A 25,441-nucleotide genomic window follows, 5' to 3' on the forward strand; every position below is an offset into this window, starting at 1 on the left:
AAGGTCGGCTTGACGCAACAAGGCCAATCTTCCTCTTGTATAACAACCGACAATCGATGAACCCTACCATTTATTCGATGAACTGCACGAAAACGAAAAGAAAAATTATAACACTTTGTTTTTCAACATTTTAAAAATGGAGGTTTTGGCTCCAATCCTTGGCCTACAAGGAAAACCACGTGCTGTACCCTAGCCTTCTTAAACCGAAAAGCCCTGCATACCATATGCAGGGCTTTCAATAAAACACTTGATCTAACTCAAATTAACAAAACTGTATTATAAGTTCAGGTTCAACCTGGCGAAAAGGTAACGCCCGGTATACCCGAATTGCGAAGTTCTTCTAGAGTAAACGAACTGATCACCGGCCGTTCCTCCTTCCCTGTTTTCATCAGGATAGATATCAAAAAGGTTATTCGCCCCCACGGTAATCCCTAAATTATCCGAAAAGCGTTTTGTGATGGTGAGATCCGTAATCAGCTTCCCGCCATAAATGGCGTCCTCACTAACCGTAGTCCCGTCAACACGGGCATCCCCATTAAAATCATCAGGATCGGTCACTTCCCCGAAGTACACGTTACGCAGTAAAAAATCCCACGACCCCAAGGTCAACAAATTGGTCAGGTTCAATTTGGTCCTTGGTTGGGCCAGCGTCAAGAACGCCTCTTCTTGCCCGTCGAAAAACGAACCGCTTAACCCTGCATTGGCAATAAGTTCCGGAACGAAAATATCCTCCACTTCCGTTTTGTTGAAATTGGCCGCGAAATCGTTCTTCAATAGCGCCTTGCCGATATTGGCCTTATGGGAAACCACGATGTCAAGCCCTTGCGATTTGGTATCGATGGCATTTACGAAGAATCGGGCACTGGTCGCCCCTGCCGCATCGAAAATACGTGTCAACTCGGGATCGCCACCATTTCCAAAACTTCCGCTATAGACGATACGATCGTCGATGTTGATCAAATACCCATCGAGGGTCAGGCTGAAATTGCCGAATTTGGCGGTAAGCCCGGCACTGAAACTGTTCGACGTTTCTTCCCTTAACTTATCGATACCGATCAATGCCGCCGCACGACTATCATTGGTAAAGGTACCTTGTTCGAAAGGGACATTGTCTACGAAAACGGTACTGGTACGGCTAAAAAACTGCTGGTGCAACGATGGCGCCCTAAACCCGGAACTGCTCGCTGCCCTCAAGGCAACATTATCGCTCAACTCCAATCGGGTCGCCAACTTGTAATTAAACGTGCTTCCAAAATCAGAGTAGTTCTCATAGCGCCCTGCCAAGCTCACCAACCAGTTTTCGGTAAAGTCGGCCTCAAAGTCCGCATACAGTGAAATATTGTTCCGGAAATTATCGGTTTCGTTGTTTGGATCGTACCCTCGAAAGACTTGGGCACCACCCCCCAAAGGAGTTCCAGTGAAATTATTCCTGACCAGTAGTTCATCAGGGGTCACACTATTGACCGGGTTTCCGTTCACATCAAAGCTGGTGTATGAATTCTCTTCCCCTGAAAAAATTTGAAATCGCTCCACCTTGTATTCGGCCCCAAATGCGACATTCAAGCCTTCGAAAATAGCATCGTAGTAGCGGTTGACATCCAGATTCGTGGTGTTCTGTGTAAAGCTCAACCCACCTGCATCGAAAACCCTTGGGGTCGCGACACCAAGCGTTCCGTTACTCGAATTGCTCACGGTAATAAAAAAGGAATTGCGGCCAAACGTATTTGAGAAATCCACGTTCCAACCTTCGACTTCGCCCCGGATTCCCAATGCGAACGAGCGGTCGAGGATATCGGTTCCGATATCGGGTAGAAATCCATTCGGAAAGGCCGGGGTATTGGCCCTACCATCTCCTTGGGCCGGCCTTCTGTAGAAGCCGGAAGCCAAACCTTGGCGGTAGCTGACCCCACCGAAACCGTAGAATTCCGTTTGTTCCGATAAGGGAATGCTCATATTGGCAAAGAACTTTCCTTCACGCAATCTCGAAGTACCTACCCTGAACCTGAAATCTTCCCGGGTCAAACCACGGGCCGACAGTTCATCCTCATCCGCATCGAAATCAAGCAGCTCCCTTAAGCTAGTGACCCCGGCATCCGTATTCAAGTCGAGTCCCGAGATCTGATCCTTGATCGATTGATCTAGGTATCCGATACCTTGGGCAGCATTGGCATAGTCTTGTAAGGTCATAGCGGCCACGTCACCACCACCAGCGGCAAACACCCGTTCGGCACCGTGAAAACCCCGAAAAATATCCCCTTGGTAATCCCGGTTACGTAAGGCCGGTTCACGTGTAGACAAGGACCCGGTGAAATTGATATAGCCCCCATCACCGATGCCCAAGCCGTAATTGGCGTCTACTTGGAATTTCTCACCATCGCTTCCTCCTTCGAATTGATTGCTGTTGCTGCTGAAATTGGCCCCAGTGGTGACCATAAGGTTAAGCGAACCCGTATTCTTTTTCAAAACGATATTGATGACCCCGGCAATGGCGTCTGACCCATATTGTGCGGCCGCTCCGTCACGTAAGACCTCGATTCGCTGAATGGCCGCGGCAGGAATGGCATTCATGTCCGTACCTACACTCCCTGCTCCGACGGTACCGTTCACATTGATCAAAGCGGTGGTGTGTCGCCGTTTTCCATTGATCAATACCAATACCTGATCCGGGCCCAAACCGCGAAGGGATGCCGGGTCGATATGATCCGTACCATCCGATACAGTCTGAGATTGTGAAGTGAAGGAGGGCGCGACATAATTCAGGATTTGGCTGACCGAGACCTGGGGTCCTTGCGACGCTATGGCTTGTACATCGATAACATCGACCGGAACGCTCGTTTCCGTCGCCGTACGGTTCGGGTTACGCGAACCGACGAGTACGACGTCACTCAGTTGGGCGGCAGCAATGGTCAAGCTTAGATCGATCTCGCTGGTATTGCTGACATCGACTTCCACCGTTTCAAATCCGATATAGGAGATGACCAAGGTATCGCTTCCCGTAGGGACCTCAAGGCGAAAATTTCCATCGAAATCGGTTTGGGTACCAATGGTGGTCCCCTTGACCAAAATGTTCGCCCCGGGTAAGGGGTTGCCCTCATTATCCTTGATGGTACCCTTGACTTCCCTTGATTGGGTCTCCTTTAGGCTCGCTTCTTGCGCTTTTAGTTTGGTCAAAACGATCTGTCGTTCGACGATCTCATAATCGATACCCTTGGGTAAGAACAACAAATCCAAAACGCTGCCCAGGGATTGGTTCTGGACCGAAATGGTCGTTTTCTGACTTAAATCGACTTCGGTGCTCCGATACAGGAATTTATATCCCGTTTCCTTTTTTAGCAGGTCGACGATTTGCGAGAGGCTGGTCGCTTCATAACTGAAGGTCAGCTTCTTTTGCGCCATACCGGGATTTGCCGTTGCAAACCCGAGACTTAAAACAATACTGAGTACAAGGAGTCTCATCAAAATCCGGTTGGTCTTTTCAAATAAGCGATTTGCCGTGATTGTGGCATAATCTGTAACATTTTTCATAAGTTTAGATGTTAGTTAATATTGGATTCTACAAGTCTGACACGACTAATGCCAAGGGAAATGTTGCCGCATTTCCCTTATTTTTTTATCGTGATGCGATGCGGTTCTAGTTCATAGTCAAAATTTATGGAGGTAGATAATGCCTTAAATATGGTTTGGATGTCTTCTACGTCGAACTCACCCGTAAATTTTTCTTCGCCGATTGTCGTATTTTCGTTTACGATATCCACATTGTACGTACGCTCCAAAATCTGAAGGATTTGGGACAGCGGCATATCATTGAAAACGACCCTGTTTTCCATCCATGCGGTAAACAGCTGCACATCAACCTCTTGTGTTCTCAAGGTTTTATCGTATTTATCGAAGGTACCCTGCTGGTTCGGTTGAAGTTGGATGCTGTTCGTTGCGGAATTGCCGTCGTATAGCCGTACGGATCCCTCGACCAAGGTCGTGGCCACGGCAGCCTGCTGCCCATAGGCCGACACATTGAATTCAGTACCCAAAACTTTGACGTTCAAATCGTTGATCGTTACGATAAATGGAAAATCCTTGTCTTCGGCCACGTCGAAATACGCTTCTCCCTCCAAATACACAATGCGATTTTCGGCACTGGTTTCGAACCTCGGCGGAAAGGTCAAGGTAGAGCCCGAGTTCAACCAAACTTTGGTGCCGTCTGAAAGGGTGACATGAAATTGCTGCCCGTTGGGGATATAGAGCTTGTGGTACCCGCGATCAAAAGCTGCGCCACCCGCGGAATAATCCAGTTCGTCATTCCCTTCGGTTTGAGGCTTCCCTCCACGATTCCCAGCAACGTCCTGGGTTGCCGTGCCGAGTATCTTTTCCGTACCATCGGCAAGGGTCAAGACGACGTTTTCTTCATCCTGGGTTTGAATTTGGTCGGTTTCGGCAAGGGAGTTCGCCTTCATTGGATTCCCGTTGCGAAATACCACCGCAACGGCAAGCAGTACCCCGATTAGGGCGGCGGCATAGGGCATCCAACTTTTTAAAGGCAGCTGTTTTGAAGGAACGGTATCGCTTAGCAAGGGTTCGAAGGCTTCAAAAGCCGAAGCGACATCGAAGTCGTGATATAGCTGATGTTGCGATTTGGCAGCCAATTGTTGCTTGAAATAGCCAAAGTTCTTTTTGTTCTTCAGCACCATTTTTTTCAAGCGATCCCGTTCGCTTTTGGTCAGGGTCTGATTTATATATTTCTCTGTTAAAACAGCTAATTCTTGCATTTTCATCATGATTTCTACCTTCATGACACCAACTAAATAAAAAACCCCTATTTAAATTGAATTTTTATTTTTAGACATTCATACCACCATGACCGAAGCACAATTGATACGGAATTTAAAGTTAGGCCACAAACAGGCCTATCGCTTCTTGTTCGATGAATACTACGATTGGTTGTGCAATTACATCTTCAAACTTTCGGGAAACCGCGGTTTGGCCAAAGAACTGGTACAGGAGGTCATGATCAAGTTTTTTGAAAACAGGCATAAGATCAAGGTGAAGACCAACTTGAAGTCGTATTTGTTCTCGATGTGCCACAATCAATTCTTGAATCATGTCCGCAGCATGAAAAGAAAACCCGATCTACTGGACCGTATTGAATGGGCGGCGATTTATGAAAGTTATTTTGAAGTCCGCATCGAAGAGGATGTGTATGAAGGCAACCTTAAAAAACTAGACGAGCTTTTGGAAAAGCTCCCGCCCAAGTGCCGTGAGATCTTTATCTCGAACAAACTGGAAAAGCGCAAATACAAAGAAATCGCCAAGGACTTGGGTCTTTCGGTAAAAACAGTGGAGAGTCAAATGTCACGGGCATTGCGGATCATTCGGGAAAATGCATCGATGATGCTCCTTTAAACCGCGACCACGTCTATCAAGATCCTTTGGGTCGAAACACCTTCATCTGTTCCACGTCGGTTTCGAGATAAGGGCCATCGATCAAGTCGATCGCATAGGGGATGGCCGGAAAAACAGCTTCAAGGCATTCTTGTATGGCCTTGGGTTTCCCCGGCAGGTTTACGATCAAGGTATTGCCACGAATGCCCGCCGTTTGGCGTGACAGTATGGCTGTGGGCACGTATTGCAAGCTCACTTGACGCATCTGTTCCCCAAAACCGGGCAATAGTTTGGTGCAGACCGCCATGGTGGCTTCAGGGGTGACATCGCGCAGGGCCGGACCGGTCCCTCCGGTAGTCACCACCAAGGCACAACCCTGGGTATCGGCCATATCGATCATGGCCGCTTCCAACTGATCTTGCTCATCGGGAATGACCGCATAAACGGCCTCCCAAGCGCTGGTCAACCAAAGAGCCAACAAGCGTTTTACCTCTTTCCCCGGCAGGTCTTCATACTCCCCCCGACTGGCGCGATCCGATACGTTGATGATCCCTATTCTTGCTTTTTCCACGTGTTGGTGACTTTAATTTGGACAAGACTACGATTATTCTCGCTATTCCTAAAAAAACAGTAGGATTTTGCATGACGCAATGGTCGCATTCACTCGTTTAGGTGTTGTCCCGTTACAAATTGGCTTTGGTTTGGGATGCAGGCTTGCAATAGCGATGATTGTACAGGTGGGTGATGACCAAGCTTAACGAGCCTAGGTACATCAACCAAATGCCATGGTGAAAATGGAACACCTCCGACAACAATCCGACCGCAAAGAGTACCCAAGCACCCCATAGTAGTCTTCGTACGCCCTTATGGGTGGTATGTCGTGCGGAGTACCAGACCGCGATCAGGCTAAGGGCCAAAAACACATAATCCAATAGTGACCAAAAGCCGGAACCGTGATGGTGGAAGTCCACGGTTGACTCCAGAACCGGTCTTGCGGCGAAGAACAAGGGGGTCACGGCACAATGCACGGCACAAAGTCCACTGGCAGCGGCTCCGAACCAATCGGCATACCGTAGTTTTTCCGTTCGACCTGTTTGCGACATCATAGGGTTACTTTTTTAATGCGACTCAGTTGCAAAAATAGGAAAGAATTTGCTCTTGCGACATAGTTGCGATAAATTTACAGCATGGCAGTGATCAGAAAGACGAAATCCGTCAAGGCGCTTTTGGAGGCTTTTGAAAACAAAGACGGGGCCTTATCGACTTTGGAATTGGTCGAACGCTTTCAAGACGATATGAACAAGTCGACCGTGTATCGCATCCTTGAACGTTTGGAAGGCGAAGGGGTCTTGCATTCCTTTACCGGGCGTGACGGAATTTCATGGTATGCCGTAAACACCACGACCAGCTCTGAAGCACGCACTTCTTTGGAGGCCCACCCCCACTTTCAATGCCGCGATTGTGGAAAGACCGAATGCTTGCCCATCGATATCGCCATCCCCAAGGTGAGTGCCCATCAAATCGATTCGGTATCCTTGCTTTTGGTCGGCAAATGTCCGGATTGTTCGGCTTGAACGCATTAGACCTCCAAAGGAATGGAGCCGTAGGGAAGTCCTTTCTTTTTTTGAGGTTATATAGGAAGATATTAATATCTGTTATCTTAGGTATGGCATGGAGATATGATCGATGATCATATACGATTATTGTCGGTAATTAGAGGAATCCAAAACGTTCGCAAGAATTAAAGACTACCAATTAACACAAAACATACAAATGAATATCAATCGATTTAATTACAGGTATATTTTTATTTTATTCCTATTAGCATCTGGGCTATTTTCATGTGAAGAGAATCAAAACTCTGTTGATTGGATTCTGATAAATGGCAAAATATTGACGGTTGATAAAGATTTCACAATAGTTGAAGCTATAGCAATAAAAGATAGTTGTATAGTTGGTACTGGGACAACTAAAGAAATGCTTTCACTTACAAGTTCTTCAACTGAAGTAACTGATTTAAAAGGTCAAACAGTAATACCAGGTTTAATAGATAATCATATGCATTTTGTGCGTGCTGCGAAACATTGGTATAGAATGGTTCGATGGGATAATATAACTTCACGAAAAGAGGCGCTTGAAATGGTGAAAAATCGTGCTGAAAAATTACCTAAAGATGAATGGGTAATTGTGATGGGGGGCTTTATTTTTGACCAATTCAAAGATAATTCTACTCTTTTCACCATTAATGAATTAGATTCCATTCTACCTAATCAACCTCTTTTCATTCAAGAAGGATATAGCAGAGCTTTTGTAAATACTGCTGCCTTAAAAGCAGCAGGACTGCTAAATAACAAAAAACCTAAACATCTCGAAAATCTTAAAAAGAATAACGGAATGATATTAGGAAGAACACAAGCCATGAAAATATTATCCAACGCAATTCCAGAACCATCTATTAAGGTTTGGGATGAGAGTTTGACCATTGCAATGGATAGTTTATTGAGAATGGGTCTTACTACGGTTTATGATGTTGGAGGCAATACCGTCAATCTTTCATTTTATGAATCTATAAAGCGTTTTGCAGCAAATGATGCTTTGAAAATTCGTTTCTTTTATTCCCTAAATGAACAAAATAGTGCAAGTGGTTCTGCGGAAGAAATAATAAACGAGTTACAAAACAACCGCCCAAATTTCAAGGATTTACAAAATGCTCAGTTTGGTTATGGCGAAACAGTATACCGACCTATGAGAGCTCATCCATTTAAAGTTACAGATGAAGACCAAGAGCATTTTAGAAATATAGTCACTACTGCTATAAAAAATGATTGGCAAATCCATGAACATTCTTTGCAAGAAGAAAAAGTTAAAACCATGCTTGACAATCTGGAAAAAGTAGCGGAATCCTATCCTAAAATGAAAGATTTGCGATTTACAATTGCCCATACTAATGGTATGTCTGAGGAATCTATCCAGAGGGCAATTAATTTAAACATGGTATTTGCTGTACATAGTTCAAGTCGACTTATGTCAAAAAGAAGATATGAAAGCGGAGCTAAATCACCACCAATCAAAAAAATTAATGAAATGGGAGGTATTTGGGGATTAGGGTCTGATGGTACCACAGTCGCCAGTCCAAATCCTTTTCATACAATTGATTGGGTTATCAGCGGTCGAAATATTGCGGGCAATAAATACATGACTCAATTAATATCAAGAGAAGATGCTTTGAGGGCGCACACAGCAACCAATGCTTACTTGTTGTTTAGAGAAAAAGATTTAGGAAGTCTAGAGACAGGTAAAAGAGCTGATTTTATTGTACTTAACAAAGATTATATGACTATACCAAATGAGGAAATTAAAAATCTTCACTCTGTTTTATCAGTCGTTAATGGTAAGATTGTGTATGCTTCAAATTAAGATGATTGTAAGAAAGAAAACTACCGACAACAAGGGCTATAACCCAAGGCTAACGCTTGGCCGCAACTTTCTGGTAACAGGCAGGCAAAGCCGAGTCTGTTGCGCTTCATTGTAATGCCAACCCATGTCAGCACCTCTAATTCGACATATCGAAAAATTCATTCCTGTTTCAGATGCATTACAAACGCGGTTGAAAGAAATTTCAATACCAAAAACCATTGAAAAAGGAAAATTTCTGCATCGACCTAAAAGGGTTTGTGAAAACACCTATTTCATAGCGTCTGGACTGTTACGCATCTTTTACAGAAAGGGCGAAAAGGAAATCACGGACAACTTCGCTGCCGAAAACGAATGGATCACTTCCATTTACAGTTTTATGAAAAACGTGCCCGACAACTGCTATATCGAAACTTTGGAAACATCGGAATTGATCGGTATAGGGATAAAAGACCTCGAAAAATGCTTTCAGGATTTTCCGGAAATGGAACGCTTTGGGAGAATCCTGATTTCCAATTATTTTGTCGAACAATCCGAACGGATCATATCACTTCAGTTCCATTCCGCAAAAGAGCGGTATCAATTTTTCCGGAACACCTCAAAAAACAAATTGTCCCGTGTGCCACTGGGTATGTTGGCTTCCCATTTGGGCATGACCCAAGAAACCTTAAGTAGGGTCCGCGCCCAAAAAGACGTTTTTTGATTTAGATCAAATTGGCCGATCCCTATCCCAACTAATTTAGTGCTCGCACTAAGCTTGTTATGATGACCAAGAAAACATATGCGATACTCGGGTTTCTTGCCCCGGTACTCTTCTGGGGGACCTATTTTATCATGGCCGGCCAAAGACCTGAATACGACTTTTTGACCAAAGCGGTCAGTGAACTCGGTTCGGTGGATGCACCGAACAAATGGATTTGGAACGGGGTCGGATACATTCTTACCGGTGTCTTGATCGCTATTTTTTCTATTGGGTTACACAACGACATAAAAACGGAAAACTCGAGTAAATTACCTGGATTGGGCATTTTTTTAAGCGGGATTTTCATGGTCCTATCCGGGCTATTTCCTGGCGATTTTGAAGAAAAACAGGCAACGACCATGTTGTTACATACCATCGGTAGCTTTGGGAGTTATCTTTTCTTCTTGATGGGGGCATTTACATTTCCCACGCCAATGAAAAAAAGCCCGTATTGGAAAAATGCGGTAAGGCCGACATTGACTATCACTTGGCTCAGCATTATTTTTGGAAGTTGGCCCTTTGTATTTCGAGACTTTCCCGCCGTTGGGCAGCGAATTGTTTTTGCTTTTTACTTTTTATGGATGCTATACACCGCTTATAGATTATATCACAGCCCGCTGCTCAAAAATGATGGGGATTGAATTATATGAATAGATGAAAAGGTAAAGTCCAAAATGAAAAACAAGAACCAAGGTGGAATAAAACAACCGGCTATAAAAATGGCAGTACCCAACGTCCATCACTTAGCCATTTTTCCCTAACTTCAATGAACTATAGAATGATTGGACTTGGCCACGAACCACACCTGCCTGCTGGTAGGCAGGGCGGGGCCGTCAGCAGTAATTCTAAAACTTACCCTGAATTGAGAATAAGTGCAATTTTAAATCTTTTCAATAAGTATTTTGGAGCAATTTTCTGCCTGATTTTAGCTCTATTGTTTTTTTACATACATATCAACAAACCGAAATTAAGAGGTTATGAGGACTTAATGGATGTTTCTGGAAAATTAGAAAGCTATTCATTTAAGGAGAATACAGGATGGAAAAAAAATGGGAGAAGATATGTTTTCCGATTAGAAAACTATTCAAATGAATTCCAGATCAGTGCTAATCACTTGACCTTTTTTGATAAAAGTGGATTCAAGACTAATGCGACTTTTACTCCTGAATTATCAGTTAAAATAATAAAAGACCAAAAGGACCTGCTAAATTCTTCAAATGAGAGGGTACTTGCAATTTCAATACACGACGCTAAGAAAGAATATCTGAATTCAAAACATGTAATTCTTAAAGAGCAAGGACCGGGAGATTTAATTATGGGATTTGCATTGATAATTGCTGGATTTTTGGCTTTCGTTATTAAGTATAAAAATTTGAGATAATAACTACAGCTAACTATGGCTATATGCCATGCCTTACTCTAGTCCATTTTTTCCTAACTTCAAAGAACTAAAAAAGGACTGGTCTTAGTCACGAATCCTACCTGCCGGTAGACAGGGCCGAGACCGTTGTGCTTCATTATGACCAACCGCTAACCCATGATTAAATTCTTTAGACAAATAAGACAACGCCTGCTCACAGAAGGTAAAACTGGAAAGTATTTGAAGTATGCTATTGGGGAAATAATACTCGTAGTTATTGGGATACTAATAGCGTTGGGAATAAACAATTGGAATGAAACAAAAAAGGAACGCAAATACGAACATTACATCCTAACGGAAATAAGAAATAATTTGTCAGCCGACGAAGTCCAAATCCAAGAAATCCTAACCCAGAGACAAAAGACCCAGAAGTCTATTAAAAGCATGCGAAACTACTTGAAATCAGAAGAGGTCAGCAAAGACTCTTTTTCCTACGATTTGGGGCAGTTGTTTACATTTGAGAGGTACTTTCCTATAAGAACGGCCTATGAAGTATCGAAATCAAGAGGGCTTCCAATATCCAACCCTGAATTGAGAACACAAATTGCGAATTACTATGAGTACGAGCAATTCAAGGTGCAAAGTAGTATAAAAGATATTGAAAACGTATTTCTAAATGAATTTCAGGTTGCTTATGAAAATTATTTAGCCAATTCTGAATACGGAGTTAAAGTTGCCTTTACAAAATATCCTAACCCGGAATTGAATGAATGGGTTCTCAATGAATTAATTTCATTTAGGCAAAACAATTTTGAGACAACGGAAAAAGTTAGAACATTTAAGAATATGGGTAAGAATCTACTTAATGAAGTTGATAAAGAGCTACAAAAATTTGAAAAAAAATAACGAATGCACAACGATGTATACCGGCAATTAAAATTGATGGTTGCCTGAGAGCGCTGCTTACAATTAATATGACAAACAAAATTGATTTAATCGGAGTATATAGCGTTGCTGGACAAAAAGACGTGCATCTGATTGAGTTGGGAATAAAAACAAATCACAAGAATATCGATGTTGGGGAATTCACTCAAGCGCAAGATGGAGTTGACAAAATGAGTTGGCAATCTCCATGGGATGAAAGCTATCTAAATGAGCACGGAACGGAAATTACAGGAGATTGGATAAACTCCCCCAATAACGAATCGGACTTTACACGAATGACTTTTTTTCTGCATTTTGTTGATTTTGACAAGCCGTTGCTTACCCAGTTTGGAGAAATTGAATTAGCAACCCCAAAAAAAATGCCTTCTCGAATATCCTCCATTATGCAATACGAAAAGCCCGACTAAAAACTGCAGCTGAACATGACTATAACCCATACCTAACCTATGGCCTTTTTTCCCTAACTTCAATGAAGTAAAATACGATTGGACTTGGCCAAGGAGTGATACCTGACGGCAATCAGGGCCGAGGTCGTTGGCAAACATTAAGGTTGTGGCTGACTAATTGAAAAAGCCAATTCACTCATTCCCTATTTATTAAGACTTTTACATGGAGTAGATTTAAAAAAACCAAATTGTATGAAAAGTGGTGGGTTGATATTTTTAACAATTCTACTTTGTTACAACCTATGTCCAGCGCAAACAGAATCCGAAATTGATTCATTGCTATCGAGGATTGCGGAAACGAAAAATTCAAAAGAAATTACCAAAACTGAACCCGCGAGAAAGATTATTGCTTTTGGAAAAAACGCTCTTCAGATAATAGCTGGATTTTTTACCGATTCGACCCAAACCAAAGTAAAATCTGAGTGTCAAGAAAGATACTTAGCCAAGGGAGAAGTTGCTATAATTCTGGCCGACCAAATTGAATTTATGCCTTATGCAAAATTAACAGATGTCCAAAACTGTCTTTTAAGCTTTTGCGAGGACAATCCAAATTTGATTGAGTACTATTTATGGGCTATAAAAACTGATGGCATTCATAATTTTCAAAAAAGATATGTTGATTGGTTAAATAGCGAGAAACACAAGAGTTACAAACCACTTTTTGTCCGATTGACTGAAAAGGAAATTGAGAGAAGAGAAAGAAAAAAAGCAAGAAAAGAAAAACGAAAAAAAAGACAAACCGAACGAAAATAATAAAAACGTTTGCTAACAATGGCTATAACCCATGCCCATCACTTGGCCTTTTTTCCCTAATTTCAATCAACTATAAAGCGACTGGCCTTGGACACGAATCATACTTGTCTGCCCGCAGGCAGGGCCGAGAACGTTGGGTGCATTTAAGATGAGCATATTTAAGAAACATAAGAACCTTGATTTTTCAGATGAAAACATTGAATCTCTTTCGGAGAGCGTAGTGGATTTAAAAAATATACTGAGTAAAATCGGAACAAATATTGGCTCTCACGAATTGAATAATGTGCTCGCTTCAGCAATGAAAAAGGACTCGAAATCTTTTAAAAAAAGTATACTGACAAATGAATTGTTTGGTGGAGCCGGAGCGCTTTGGGAATTATACTGTGGAGATGATAATTTGCAAAACGAATTTGACAAAAGACTTAAAAATTTCTGTTTAGAGTTGAAAAAAATTGGAATAAGCAATGCACGTGTGAATCAAATTTTGAACGGACTTAAATAAAAGAACGACACCACAACAGTGGCTATAGCCCATAGCTAACGCTTGGCCATTTTTTCCTAACTTGAATGTATTAAAAACTGTCTGGCGCTGGCCACAGGGGCATACCTGCTTGCCGGAAGGCAGGGCCGAGGTCGTTGGGCACAATTTGAGCTACTAATCTAAAGTTAACTGAATTGGGAATTATTTGCGAATTATACAGATTACCTGACTTTGAAATTGAAGAAATACAAAAACTCAAAATTGACGATGCGGAAGAATATCTTGATGAAAAATTTGCTTGGGTTGATTCAGAATATCACAAGCAAAACGATACTGTATTTTCTATGGACAAGGGTTGGGGTATTGCACGGTTTTTGATTCAGCAATGTGATAACTCGTCGAATAAGATATTAGCGAAATTAAATGAGCGATTTATAAAATCTGACGACGTTAAACGGATGAACAATGAATTGGAATTAATTGGAATTGAAGATTTGAAAAATGTTTATAACCAAGAAAAGCTAATAGAGCATCACGTTTACCAAGCCAAATATGAGGTCCATTGGGACTACATTAATAATTGGCATCTGAAATTATTCAAATCTGGATTCAAAAAAGCATCGGAATTGAATAGCGGAATTGCGATAAACTATATTTGAATGAACAAAATCCTGCGTACAACAATGGCTATAACCCATGCCCATCACTTAGCCATTTTTTCCTAACTTCAATCAACTAAAAAGGTCTGGCCTTGGCCACGAATCATACCTGCTTGCCGGAAGGCAGGGTCGAGAACGTTGGCGATTATTTAAACCGAATGAAAAAAGCAATCAGCTTTCTTATATTTTTAATTCCTGTTTTGACTATTGGACAATCAAATCCATTTGAAACGTTGAAGTATGACAAGGTTGTTGCTTATGAGTTTCAGGGAGAAGGAGGCTTGTTAATTGAAAGATGTCTTGCTGAAGAGAATGATAAAATAGATAAAACACTAAATCTTACTGAAAAGCAGACTAAACAGTTGGAAATAATTTTGACGTCTGAAAAAGCGTATGGAAACACAACAATGTCTTGTTTTGACCCTCATTTTGCTGTTATTTATTATTTAAATGAAAAAGTAGTCGGCACTATTAATGTCTGTTTGGATTGTAATTACCTAATCGCATCTGAAAAAATTCCAGCGACTGAATTGAAAATGATAAAGATTTCCGATGACTTCTCTTATCCTGCTAAAGGATTTAGCAAAAAAACACGAACGGAAATTAACGAATACATAAAAGGGCTTGGATTTACTAAATATTTGAGACCATTGACATCATATCTTGATGAATAAAAAACGACCCGCCAAACAATGGCTTTAATCCCTGACCATCACTTGGCCTTTTTTCCCTAACTTCAATGAAGTAAAATACGATTAGACTTGGCCACGGAGTGATACCTTCCGGCAGACAGGGCCGAATTTTTTAGTTGAAATTGTCGCAAACCATCAAAGTATTTACACTTCTTTACAGCAGTTGTCTAACTGATAAATGTATCTCAAAATGAATCCGTTGAACTCCAAAGACCATAACGATGCTATTGACAAAAAACTTATCAAAAGAACTTTGGATGGAGAAAAGAGTGCATTAAATGAACTTATAGAGCGGCATCAACCCTTTGTGTACAACATCGCTTGGAAAATGGTCGGAGACCCCACAAATGCAGCGGATCTATCGCAAGAAGCATTGATAAAAATGATCTCGAACTTGGGGAAATTCAATTTTCAGAGTTCATTTCGTACTTGGGCCTACCGTATTGTCCGAAATCATTTTCTCAACGATCAAAAAAATTCAGCTAGGAAATTTGCTTCGAATTTTAAGGAATTGGGTGCCGCATTGGATTCGATTCCTGATATTGAACTAACAGAGGAAGAAAAACTGGATAAATCGGATGAAACAAAAGAAATACGCCTGACATGCCTTTCAGGGATGCTGCTTTGCTTAACCAAGGAACAACGCATGATCTACATCATTGGCGAAATGTTTAGGGCCAACCATACGATCGGTTCGGAAATCATGGAAATGAGCAAGGCCAATTTTAGAATGAAATTGAGTAAAGCAAGAAGGGACTTGATCAATTTCATGCAAAGCAAATGTGGCCTAATTGATAAAACGAATCCTTGTCGATGTCACAAAAAAGTTACCGTTTCCATTGAAGGAGGCATCATAGACTCCAAAAACCTCCTTCAAAATCGCAAAGAGTTCTCCACTTTTCGAAACGAACTGGAAGAAGACGCAAACTACCTTTCCGACGATTCCGAATTAAAGTATCTCGAATTGCACCTTGATCATAGCTTCAAAACCAATTTTGCGAAAAAGAACTTCTTGACCCAGTTGCTTGAAGATGCTGATTGGAAAAATCGGTTAAACCTCAACTGATTCCCTTAAAGTTTTTACACATTGAAAAAAAGATGGTCTAACACTCAAAACAACATCTTCAATGGTAAAAACTTTAATTATGAAAAGAACAGTGGGCATTATCGCGGTTATTGGAACAATAGCCTATTTAGGCAACATCATTAACATTGGTTTGACGTACGCCATTGCCTGGCAAAGACAGGATCCCATGGTTTTTATGCAGCGTTTTGAGGCAACCTTTCTCCTTTTGCTACCAACCGTAGTAGTAACCCTATTACCAGGACTTATAGGGATTGTTGCTTCCATTTCTTTGAACAAAGAACATAGGGAAGCGAATAAAAGATGGCGAATGGCGCTATACGCCACCTTACTATCAATTTTGATTACTTCCGTCTACCATCTTCCCACGAACTTGGCCTTCATCGATGGGAGTTATAGTGTATCTGAAGCGGCCGGCAGATTGGAACTGTGGATCGTACTTCATTGGGTTAGGATCGTTCTGGCAGTAATAGCTTCGGTATTCGTTATTCAAGGTTTCCAAAAATCCATGGAGTATAGACTGCCTTCAGAAAATTAGTGAAAACAGAGACCAACAAAACGATGCCCCATGCCCATCACTTAGCCATTTTTCCCTAACTTCAATCAACTAAAAATACCTCCGGCGCTGACCACGAATAGCACCTGTAGGCAGGTAGGGCCGAGACCGTTTCGCCCCCTAAAACCAACTGACCAAAATGGGAATGATTTTACCGATACTAACAGCTTTACTGCTGTTTTATGCTGATTTCCAATCTGGAAAAAGGATCCCTAAAAATGTGCACGGCCAGTTCGCGCTTAAACTCAATCGAAGTTATAAATGGGTTGGGATCGTTTGCTGCTTTACAGGTTCATTTCTAATGAATGCTGCAATCATTCATTGGAATAAGGAAATAGCGGTAATGGCCCCGATTGCCATATCCATATTCTTCGGTTTGGGAGTTGCTATTTTGATAGGGTACTATAAATATTCAGTAGTCTTTGATGACAAAAGAATAATTGTAACGAACTGGATAGGGAAAAAACGAACTATAAAATGGACCGCTATTGAAAACATTAAATTCAATGCAACATCAGGGTATTTGAAGCTGTACGCCAAGGTTGGAAAAATAGTTGTTTTACAACACTCCACTGGATTCGTGGAATTTCTAAAACGAATGGAATCGAATTCAAGGTTCAGGGCAGAGGAATTAAGGATTCCTTTTAGAACATAAATTTCAGAGCATAACAAGGCGTATACCCCATGCCTATCGCTTGATCATTTTTCCCTAACTTCAAGGAACTAAAAAACTGGCCTTGGTCATGAATCCACCTTTCCAAAAGGTAGGTAAAACCGAGACCGTTAGCGGTAATTCTTGAAAAAAGGAATTCTAATACTAGTTGTTTGGATTTTGGGCACCATATTCGGACTTGCTCAAACCGAATTGCCATTTTTTGAGCAAATAGCGTTTGACTTTTACGGACAGGAGATTCTCAAGAATCATCCAGTAAAAAAGAGAATAAGTGTTTATCGATTTTACTCTGATTTTCAAAAAGGTGGGACTTACATTCCGAACGGAAAATGCTTCGAAAAACCAATATTTGAAAATCAAACAATCGAAGTTGACAAAACAACATACGAACAGGACAATATCGACTCTGGAAAATTTGAACTGGACTTTAGCCAGCTGGACAAAAAACAATTTAAAATACGGAGGAATGGTCGAGGCAGTTACCCAAAGTTATTTATGAGCTATCCCTTGGCATCAAAAAAAGAACCAAACAGGTTTTTTGTAAATGTTTCTGAGTCTTATGACCGACTTGTCATTATTTATCATTTGGAAATTAACAAGACTGGAAAAGTAGTGGATTGGTGCAAATCACAACACGAAACAATCGTTGTTTATTAAAAAATACTGGCTACGTTGTGTATCGCTCATTGCTATTGGAAATCCCAAAAGGAACCCCAGCTTGATTCGCAAAATAAGGGATACGAAGTAAAAGTCTGTTGGACGTTTTCCGCAACTAGACCATACACTAAACAGTTATATTACATTATGAAAAAACACTTATTCTGGACATTGATCCTTTTGTTTTTAAACCTCTCATGCAAACAAAAGAAAACCGAAAATTCCAACAGACTAGACGTAAAAAATGAGTTCGTGTCAAGAATTCACACAACTGACTTGGAAACCGATTTGTACCAAATATTAGGAAAAACTTCATACGTGAAACACGTATCGGATTTTGAAAATGTGAATTGGAAAACGGACTATTCAAAGGAATTCAGGTCTGGAACTTACAATATGCCAGATATCGAAGTTCTAAGCAAAATTGATTCAAAATATTTATCAATTAGTGTTGCACCTGACAACCATAATCCTATGTTATTTCAATTTATAATTGGGCTAGGGACTCATTCAGAAACCAACAATTTGAAAGAACCATCTCGAAAAGTCAAAATATACTTGACCGAATCCCAAAATGAGGAAATCCCAAAAAAGCTTATTGCCCAATTCTTCGAAAGGGACTTTAACAAAATAAATATTGAATTAAGCAAGCTTTACCTTTTAGACGAAATTGAGGACGTATATATAAATAAGAAATAACGTGGTACAACAATGGCCACAACCCATAGCTACCACTTAGCCATTTTTCCATCTTTCCCGTTATCAACTTGTTTTTCAAAAAACCTCACTACCCATAATCTCGTCCAGATTCTTTTTTCTGGACGTGACGGGGCTCGAAAAACCATGGATTGCATCAAACACGAGCTAGGTTTGTATCGCTATTAAATCCATTGATACGATGAAACCCAATAAGCTCATTACACTTTTTACGATTACGCTATCCCATTTGGTATATGCCCAGCAAGTCACCCCACAACATACCGGTCTTGAAGGTACCGGAAGCACCTCTCCGTTCCATATGGTCGCCGTGGATCAGCATACCGTTTGGGCCAGTGCCTCCAACACCAGGGCGATGGTCAAAGAACATACCCCCAATGTCATCACCCATACGAACGATGGGGGCATCAGCTGGAAAAATGAGGTGTTACCCGCAGATACACCCGACACCTTTTACGTCTCCTGCCTTACGGCAGTGAGTAAAGACAGTGCATGGATCAGCACCGTGGACCGTATGGATTTTTATAAGCCGGATGCTTGGAAACCCAAGATCTACGCCACCTTCGACGGAGGCGCCCATTGGACGGTACAAGAGGTACCCTTCTCCGATGGCTATGGGGGCCAGATCCATTTTTTCAACCATCAAGAGGGCATCGTTTTCGCCTCCAATGCCGACGGTTATTTTCAAGTATTCAAGACGTATAATGCGGGCAAGGATTGGAAAAGACTTCCTGCATCGAATTTACCTGAATTGCAATCCACTTGGGAAATCGAGAGCGATGATAGTTATTATGCCATTGAAGATACCATTTGGGTGGGCACCATGGGCCGCATACTCAAATCCACCGATCGGGGCACCACCTGGACGGCCTACAGTACCCCACTAACGGATCGGGACATGATCTTTGAAGTAAGCTTCTCGGATCCGCTACACGGCATCGCCCGCTATCACGATCGCGGGGATTACTTCTCAAAAAATATGATCGTCACTTCGGATGGAGGCAAAAGCTGGTCGAAACTCAGCCCCCAAGGACTTGCCGATAAGATTTTCGACCTCAACAGCATCCCGATCACGCCGGGAGGATTTTTATGTTCTTCTTATTCAGATACCGCCACAACCTCCAACAAATTGTACTACTCCACCGACAATGGAGCGACTTGGTCCGTTCTTGAACAACTCCATGTGCCGGGCAGGATCAGTCTATCGAGTGCGACACATGGTTGGGTATCTGAAATCGACCCCAACACCCCCGAAATCGATGTATATCGCCTACACGGGCCGATTCCTTCAGCAGCCAATACCGATGGCAAAAACTGAAACGAAGTTAAGCTGCTTAGGCAGGAGGATTATTAAAAGCGGGGAGAAACCAGTTGGCAACAAGGATTAAAATGCTATCCGAAAAAAGCAAACCCGATTATTGGCGGTGTTTTCTACTAAGCTTTGCACTACCCCCGACCTCCTTGCCATGAACAATGGTTTTAGGTATTGAAAATGCCGTTTATGCGAGATCGTTCTGTTCGGCAAATGGGCTTGTAGCACTTTCCCTCACGCTATTGCCCCAATCCCTCATCAATTCCAATATGGTGATCAGTTCTTTTCCTTTCTCAGACAAGTCATATTCGACATGCGGGGGGACGGTACCTAAATCATTTCTTGTAATGATCCCCGCATCAACCAATTCCTTTAATCGTTGCGTGAGCATTTTCTCAGAAATGACCTGAATTTTTTGTTTCATTTTGCCATAGCGATTGTATCCGTTATGAATCGCCCAAAGTATATTCAGCTTCCATCTCCCCTCCAATAAAGTCATCGCATAGGTCAAGCCACATTGCTCCAATATTTTCCGATTTTCAAAATTAACGGAGTTCCTTTTTCTCATACGAACTAATTTGTATGTACCTAACTTTTTGTTAGGTGCTAAACTATTGAATAATTTGGCGATAAAATAATTTAAATACGTACTACCCTAAATTTCAGAAACATGAAAAAATTGGAAAAATTCATATCAACGATCATTTTAAGTTTTGCTGTTTTCACGGTGAATGCCCAACAATCGGTTAAATCGCTAGGAACATTGGAATTTAGTGATGCAGGTATATTGTTTGCAGGAGACAATCTTGAAGGAGCGATCCATGCCATTGATTTAAGTGCAGAAAGTCGAAAAAAAGAAGGATTTGAAATCAATGTATCCCACGTTGATGCTCGAGTAGCTGCAGCTTTAGGCACTGCTCTTGGTAACATCCAAATTAATGATTTGGCGGTACACCCAAAGAGTGGGGAAGTTTATCTCTCCGTGACTAGAGGACATGGATTGGAAGCGCTCCCTGCCCTGATCAAAATAAATGGGGAAAAGGAGCTGAAAATCATAGACCTAGCTAGCGTAAAAATCACTACCCAACCCTTGGACAAAATACCGGAAATCGGCAAGCAATTCAAAGCCAGGGGCATCATGACGGCTCCTCCTTCAATCAAAGACATTGCCAAGGCCAAACGCCCACAGCGCATGTTTTCCATAATGGACATGGAATATCATAAGGGAGAACTATTCGTAGCCGGCGTAAGCAATGAGGAATTCAGTTCGGTATTGCGAAGAATGCCCTATCCGTTTACCGGAAAGGAAAGTATCAGCAATATTGAAATGTACCACATTGCACATGATCAATATGAAAGCCGTGCCCCTATTCGTGCGATGCAAATCAAAACCATTGATGGTGTAGATCAAATCATTGCCGCTTACACCTGTAGTCCACTGGTGTTGATTCCATTGTCTGAGTTAAAAGACGGAGCAAAGGTCAAAGCCAGAACACTTGGTGATATGGGCAACGGACAACCACTTGATATGGTTGCTTTCAATCTGATGGGACAAGAAATGTTATTCGTGACCAATAGCGGAAGAACGCCCCAAGTTATTCCACTGAAAGGTTTGAACAATGCCAAGGTGGTCACCGATAAAGACTTTGAAAGGGGATTCAAATTGGATTTGGGCCCTATTCTTCCTTACGGTCCCGTAGGAGAAGGGGTGATGTTCATGGGTGCTTCCCTTCAAATTGATGTTTTGAATGAAGAACAATTCGTATCCTTAAACAGGGATGCCCCTACCGGTAGTTTGGATTTGGAAACCGTTTCGACCATGCTTCCCTATAAAATGCACAATATCGAAGCTGCGGAGTTTGATTTTCCAAGCTACTGGTCAGCTATGGAAAAAGGAAACTAACAACGATCCTGACGGATGACTGGTAGGGCCGATCATAGCGCATATACCAAGGCTGTGTGTTATTCAACGCCGAACATGGGCTTCTACCAGTTCGTCCGATTCTCCGATCATGCAAGTCATAAAATCGCGTATATGAGGGTGTACTTTTTCCTAATACTCTTTTCCATGATAGTTTCCCAAACGGAAGCCTATTCGCAATCCGAACCAACGCTGTTGGTTCCAGATGACATCCATGGAACGGTTCAATTGGATATTTCCGCTTTCGTAAATACCGGTACGGAAAAACCCAGCTATAATCACCTAGCGGTTTTTGTGTCGGATGAGAACGAAAAATATGGTGCGATCCCGGTGCAAGGAAGACATACCGTTGAGGGCGATTATTTGGTCTTTACCCCATTTTTCCCCTTCGAAAGAGGGTTGGCCTATGTGGTGCGGTTTAAACAGTTCGACACTGAAATCGGCCATTCGTATCGATCGTTTTTCTTCGAAGGGCAACAGCCATCCCATGAAGTAAAGGTCTTGGGCATTTATCCTTCCGGCAATGTGCTTCCTGAGAACCTGCTTCGATTTTACATCCATTTCAATACACCGATGAAAAAGGGAATGGCTATGGATTACATCACGCTTTCCGATGCCGCCGGAACTAGTGTTCCGAACTCCTTTATGGAATTCAAACAAGAACTATGGAGCCCTGATGGAAAAAGGCTTACCCTCCTTTTCGATCCGGGAAGGATAAAAAGAGGGGTCTCAACCCATATGCAGCTAGGCCCTGCCTTGCTTGAAGGCGATCGGTTTTACTTGACGGTATCTGAAGCATGGCAAAATGTTTTTGGAGCAACGTTGTCAAAAAAGACCACAAAAGAATTCTTGGTCGGTGTTGCAAATCGAACTGCTATCGACCTTAGGAACTGGCAAATACATCGGCCAAAAGTCAGAAGTCTCGAACCCTTGACCATCATATTCGACAGAGCCATGGATCATGCCCTATTGCAATCCATGATCACAATTGAAGGGGAGGTCAAGAAATCCATCGCCGGCCAATGGGAAGTCCATGGGCTAGAACACCGGATTCAATTTGTTCCATCAGAAGAGTGGCAGCAAGGATCGTATCGGATCATCGTGGATAGCCGCCTTGAAGATGTGGCTGGCAATAACCTGCAAAACCCCCTTGATCAGATCAAAAGGGAGAGAGGGAGCGATTCCCCAACGCATCAAACCATCGAATTCCAATTGGGTTTGGAACATTAAATACCACGCACGCATCTTTATCGGATGTCCTTGATGCTTCTGGCAGTCATCATTTGGATGGTGTTTTTTTTGGATTTTACCCCTACCATCGCTTTCTCGGTCTGATTTTCAGCCGTATAATGTGCATGGATTACGGGGCTTGACCGAAATCATACACAGATGAGATGACTTGACCCACCTGGATTGATATGCTACGCTACTCTTCACGCCAAAAGATCTCGAACTACTTAGTTTGTAACCCACGAATTAGATTGGTCAATTCTTCATTATAGTATCCTTCATTTTTCTCATTGAATGTGATCGCCTTTTTATAGCATTTGATGGCATTCAGTGAATCTTTTCGGGCTTCGTATACTTCTCCCAATGCGGCAAAGGCCACCCACCAGTCCGGATTGGCTGCTGCATTCAACTCGAATATTTTCATGGCTTTTTCGAAGTCATCGTTCCAGACAAAGGAATTTCCGATTGCGTTGATATTCCATTTTAAATTTTCAAATCGAAACTTCGGGTTTTCCCTTTTGAGTTTCTTGAACGTCTGTAAGGCCTCATCGAACTCTTCTTTTTCAATCAGGCCCAACACATTATACTCCAATGTTGCGCCCTGGGCCCGTAATTTCGGCAGTGTTAGCCTGGCAATATCATTCACGATAATATCATAGGCTGGAGTCACGTACCCGTTCGATAAAAGTATGATCGAGGTATTGCTTTCAGGGAAGAATCGATACGCAGCCAGGTTTCCCCCTGAAAAACCAAATGACTTTTGGGCATTGATCGGATAACTCCCCCAACCGTGCAAAAAATCTTCTTTTTGATACTTAAAATCGTTCGTGTATTCAAAAGGGGACCACATTTTGGATTTGGTTTGCTCATCCAAAAGAAGCGTTTTTTTCAGCTTCCCGTCCCATTTGATAAATTCATCAAGGGTAAGGTTCAACCCATTGCCCGAATGCCCTCTAGCACCGTTGTTATCGGTCGCCTTGACAAACCCTTTGCTTTTACCCTCGTAAAAATATCGCGTCGCACGATTTGGCAATACCTCTTGTGAATTGGAAGAAAACAGCACCCCTTCATTACCACCTGCAAATTGATTTTTGAGGATAAACCCCTCAAATGTAGCACCTGTTATTTTTTCAATGATCTGGGCAAGTAACCAATAGTTGGTTTGGTTATAGCGAAACTGATATCCGGTCTCGAACTCCATGTTATCATCGAATAATTTCGCCATCAGGTCTTCATCCGATAAAGTGCTTTCATATTTGAGGATATCCGGAAGCCCTGATGAATGGCTCAACAGGTTCTTAATTTTGATTTTCTGCCAAGCTTCGGGCAAATCATCGAGGTAAGTGGCCAAGGTATCATCCAATCGTAATGCTCCGTTTTCGATCAACTGAAAGACCCCTGTCGTAGTGATCAGTTTCGTAGCAGAGAAAATCCGGAATAAGGTGTTTTTATCAACAGGAACGTTTTCTTCCAACGACGCCTTGCCATAGTAGGCTTCAAAAAGGATCCCATCATCTTGAACAACCGCCAGGGCCAAACCAGGGATTTGATGATGTGCGATGGTTTTTTTGAGGTAAAAATCAATTTCCTGCTTCAATTCCTGGGCATGGAGTTGATTCGCATTGAATACACACAAAAAGCTGTTGGCTAGAAGGATAAGGATCGATAATCGTTTTAGTTGTTTCATTTTTTGTTGCTTTTAGTTTACAAGAGGACTATTAAAAAAATCGCTTGTTGCAGATTGGATGGTGGAACCACAACATACCGATCTGGATATATGGAACTGGATTGAGGTTTAATACATGATTCGTATGAGGTATGGACTATTCTTCATTTTGGAAAATCGGACGATCCAATACATGGGCAAGGGCAACTAGCGTATTGGGGGATCATCTTCCAGAATCGCATAATGAAAGTTATCCCTCCATTTCCCCCGAATGGGGAGTATTTTTCTCCGTCTTCCTTCCCTTGTCATTCCGGATTTTTCGAGAACCCGGATGGAAGCTATATTTTCAGTGTCAACCCCGGCTTCGATCCTATGAAGCTTGAAGTCTTCGAAACCGGATTTTATCAAGCGCTTTGATACTTCAGTGGCAAACCCTTTTCCCCAAAAAGAAGGCATCAGCTTATAATAGATTTCACCGATCGAAAATTGATCAAGGGACAGGGTCATTCCCGCAATACCCACAAAGGCACCGGTACTCTTTAGGACGATTTTCCACAAATAGAACTTTCTTGGTTTGGTCACCTTCGCTTCAACCAAGTGCTTAATCGCTCCTTTCGTTTCTTCAATGCTTTTTGGAATCGGAAGGGTATTGTATTCGGCTACCGCATCGAAAGAATGCAAGAGATGGATTTCCGTTACGTCTGCCCATGAAACTTCTTCTAATTTCAATCGTTTTGATTCAAGTGTCATGAAAATC

At 42.1% G+C, this 25,441-nt stretch carries 27 protein-coding genes; 20 read left to right on the forward strand and 7 right to left on the reverse strand.

What is annotated here, in order from left to right; translation table 11 throughout:
• Nucleotides 1–276: 276 nt before the first annotated feature.
• Nucleotides 277–3,456: a TonB-dependent receptor domain-containing protein gene (locus tag ABV409_RS11015; protein WP_353877643.1), complete on the reverse strand. Its 3,180-nt coding sequence runs from the start codon at nt 3,454–3,456 to the stop codon at nt 277–279.
• 146 nt (nt 3,457–3,602) lie between these two features.
• Nucleotides 3,603–4,787, reverse strand: coding sequence for a FecR family protein (locus ABV409_RS11020; protein WP_353877644.1), 1,185 nt, complete (start codon nt 4,785–4,787; stop codon nt 3,603–3,605).
• A gap of 64 nt (nt 4,788–4,851) precedes the next feature.
• Between ABV409_RS11020 and ABV409_RS11025 the strand changes: the two genes are divergently transcribed.
• Nucleotides 4,852–5,397 (forward strand): RNA polymerase sigma factor, encoded by a 546-nt coding sequence (locus tag ABV409_RS11025; RefSeq protein WP_353877645.1) that lies wholly within the window; start codon nt 4,852–4,854, stop codon nt 5,395–5,397.
• A 16-nt stretch (nt 5,398–5,413) separates the two neighbouring features.
• On the opposite strand, the gene mog is transcribed toward ABV409_RS11025, so the two are convergent.
• Both mog and ABV409_RS11035 read right to left on the reverse strand, forming a co-directional pair.
• Nucleotides 5,414–5,947: a molybdopterin adenylyltransferase gene (gene mog, locus ABV409_RS11030; RefSeq protein WP_353877646.1), complete on the reverse strand. Its 534-nt coding sequence runs from the start codon at nt 5,945–5,947 to the stop codon at nt 5,414–5,416.
• Nucleotides 5,948–6,059: 112 nt separating this feature from the next.
• A complete protein-coding gene (locus ABV409_RS11035) occupies nt 6,060–6,482 on the reverse strand; it encodes a MerC domain-containing protein (protein ID WP_353877647.1) in 423 nt (140 codons plus the stop codon).
• 81 nt (nt 6,483–6,563) lie between these two features.
• Between ABV409_RS11035 and ABV409_RS11040 the strand changes: the two genes are divergently transcribed.
• The 17 genes from ABV409_RS11040 to ABV409_RS11120 all read left to right on the forward strand — a co-directional run bounded on the left by ABV409_RS11040 (nt 6,564) and on the right by ABV409_RS11120 (nt 19,873).
• The gene (locus ABV409_RS11040) at nt 6,564–6,950 is read left to right on the forward strand and encodes a Fur family transcriptional regulator (protein WP_353877648.1); all 387 of its coding nucleotides are present in this window, start codon (nt 6,564–6,566) and stop codon (nt 6,948–6,950) included.
• Between the two features lie 199 nt (nt 6,951–7,149).
• The gene (locus ABV409_RS11045) at nt 7,150–8,793 is read left to right on the forward strand and encodes an amidohydrolase (RefSeq protein WP_353877649.1); all 1,644 of its coding nucleotides are present in this window, start codon (nt 7,150–7,152) and stop codon (nt 8,791–8,793) included.
• Nucleotides 8,794–8,917: 124 nt separating this feature from the next.
• Nucleotides 8,918–9,493, forward strand: coding sequence for a Crp/Fnr family transcriptional regulator (locus ABV409_RS11050; protein ID WP_353877650.1), 576 nt, complete (start codon nt 8,918–8,920; stop codon nt 9,491–9,493).
• A 62-nt stretch (nt 9,494–9,555) separates the two neighbouring features.
• Nucleotides 9,556–10,173 (forward strand): DUF998 domain-containing protein, encoded by a 618-nt coding sequence (locus ABV409_RS11055; RefSeq protein WP_353877651.1) that lies wholly within the window; start codon nt 9,556–9,558, stop codon nt 10,171–10,173.
• Between the two features lie 125 nt (nt 10,174–10,298).
• Nucleotides 10,299–10,913, forward strand: a complete 615-nt coding sequence (locus ABV409_RS11060) for a hypothetical protein (protein ID WP_353877652.1) — start codon at nt 10,299–10,301, stop codon at nt 10,911–10,913.
• 156 nt (nt 10,914–11,069) lie between these two features.
• Entirely contained in the window at nt 11,070–11,798 is a 729-nt protein-coding gene (locus ABV409_RS11065; RefSeq protein WP_353877653.1) for a DUF6090 family protein, read from the forward strand.
• A gap of 68 nt (nt 11,799–11,866) precedes the next feature.
• Nucleotides 11,867–12,244, forward strand: coding sequence for a hypothetical protein (locus ABV409_RS11070; RefSeq protein ID WP_353877654.1), 378 nt, complete (start codon nt 11,867–11,869; stop codon nt 12,242–12,244).
• Between the two features lie 231 nt (nt 12,245–12,475).
• On the forward strand, nt 12,476–13,036 hold the full coding sequence (locus ABV409_RS11075; protein ID WP_353877655.1) for a hypothetical protein: 561 nt from the start codon (nt 12,476–12,478) through the stop codon (nt 13,034–13,036).
• Nucleotides 13,037–13,184: 148 nt separating this feature from the next.
• The gene (locus ABV409_RS11080) at nt 13,185–13,538 is read left to right on the forward strand and encodes a hypothetical protein (RefSeq protein WP_353877656.1); all 354 of its coding nucleotides are present in this window, start codon (nt 13,185–13,187) and stop codon (nt 13,536–13,538) included.
• A gap of 173 nt (nt 13,539–13,711) precedes the next feature.
• Nucleotides 13,712–14,176 (forward strand): DUF1877 family protein, encoded by a 465-nt coding sequence (locus tag ABV409_RS11085; protein WP_353877657.1) that lies wholly within the window; start codon nt 13,712–13,714, stop codon nt 14,174–14,176.
• A gap of 158 nt (nt 14,177–14,334) precedes the next feature.
• A complete protein-coding gene (locus tag ABV409_RS11090; RefSeq protein ID WP_353877658.1) occupies nt 14,335–14,850 on the forward strand; it encodes a hypothetical protein in 516 nt (171 codons plus the stop codon).
• Nucleotides 14,851–15,058: 208 nt separating this feature from the next.
• The gene (locus tag ABV409_RS11095; RefSeq protein ID WP_353877659.1) at nt 15,059–15,934 is read left to right on the forward strand and encodes an RNA polymerase sigma factor; all 876 of its coding nucleotides are present in this window, start codon (nt 15,059–15,061) and stop codon (nt 15,932–15,934) included.
• A 79-nt stretch (nt 15,935–16,013) separates the two neighbouring features.
• A complete protein-coding gene (locus ABV409_RS11100; RefSeq protein WP_353877660.1) occupies nt 16,014–16,490 on the forward strand; it encodes a hypothetical protein in 477 nt (158 codons plus the stop codon).
• Nucleotides 16,491–16,647: 157 nt separating this feature from the next.
• Complete coding sequence (locus tag ABV409_RS11105) at nt 16,648–17,163, forward strand: YxeA family protein (RefSeq protein ID WP_353877661.1); 516 nt, start codon at nt 16,648–16,650, stop codon at nt 17,161–17,163.
• Nucleotides 17,164–17,304: 141 nt separating this feature from the next.
• Nucleotides 17,305–17,838, forward strand: a complete 534-nt coding sequence (locus ABV409_RS11110) for a hypothetical protein (protein ID WP_353877662.1) — start codon at nt 17,305–17,307, stop codon at nt 17,836–17,838.
• Between the two features lie 147 nt (nt 17,839–17,985).
• Nucleotides 17,986–18,537 carry a hypothetical protein gene (locus tag ABV409_RS11115; protein ID WP_353877663.1) on the forward strand — a complete coding sequence of 184 codons (552 nt, stop codon included), beginning with the start codon at nt 17,986–17,988 and terminating at the stop codon, nt 18,535–18,537.
• Nucleotides 18,538–18,736: 199 nt separating this feature from the next.
• Complete coding sequence (locus tag ABV409_RS11120; protein ID WP_353877664.1) at nt 18,737–19,873, forward strand: hypothetical protein; 1,137 nt, start codon at nt 18,737–18,739, stop codon at nt 19,871–19,873.
• A gap of 181 nt (nt 19,874–20,054) precedes the next feature.
• Here ABV409_RS11120 and ABV409_RS11125 read toward each other — a convergent pair whose 3' ends face one another.
• Nucleotides 20,055–20,435 (reverse strand): winged helix-turn-helix transcriptional regulator, encoded by a 381-nt coding sequence (locus ABV409_RS11125; RefSeq protein ID WP_353877665.1) that lies wholly within the window; start codon nt 20,433–20,435, stop codon nt 20,055–20,057.
• 102 nt (nt 20,436–20,537) lie between these two features.
• On the opposite strand from ABV409_RS11125, the gene ABV409_RS11130 reads away from it, so the two are divergent.
• Nucleotides 20,538–21,770: a hypothetical protein gene (locus ABV409_RS11130; RefSeq protein WP_353877666.1), complete on the forward strand. Its 1,233-nt coding sequence runs from the start codon at nt 20,538–20,540 to the stop codon at nt 21,768–21,770.
• A 165-nt stretch (nt 21,771–21,935) separates the two neighbouring features.
• On the forward strand, nt 21,936–23,018 hold the full coding sequence (locus ABV409_RS11135; protein ID WP_353877667.1) for an Ig-like domain-containing domain: 1,083 nt from the start codon (nt 21,936–21,938) through the stop codon (nt 23,016–23,018).
• Nucleotides 23,019–23,241: 223 nt separating this feature from the next.
• Here ABV409_RS11135 and ABV409_RS11140 read toward each other — a convergent pair whose 3' ends face one another.
• Complete coding sequence (locus tag ABV409_RS11140; protein WP_353877668.1) at nt 23,242–24,705, reverse strand: serine hydrolase domain-containing protein; 1,464 nt, start codon at nt 24,703–24,705, stop codon at nt 23,242–23,244.
• Nucleotides 24,706–24,891: 186 nt separating this feature from the next.
• Nucleotides 24,892–25,434 (reverse strand): GNAT family N-acetyltransferase, encoded by a 543-nt coding sequence (locus ABV409_RS11145; RefSeq protein WP_353877669.1) that lies wholly within the window; start codon nt 25,432–25,434, stop codon nt 24,892–24,894.
• Nucleotides 25,435–25,441: the final 7 nt, after the last annotated feature.

The organism is Flagellimonas algarum (genome assembly GCF_040513375.1).
GTDB classification, from domain to species: domain Bacteria; phylum Bacteroidota; class Bacteroidia; order Flavobacteriales; family Flavobacteriaceae; genus Flagellimonas_B; species Flagellimonas_B algarum.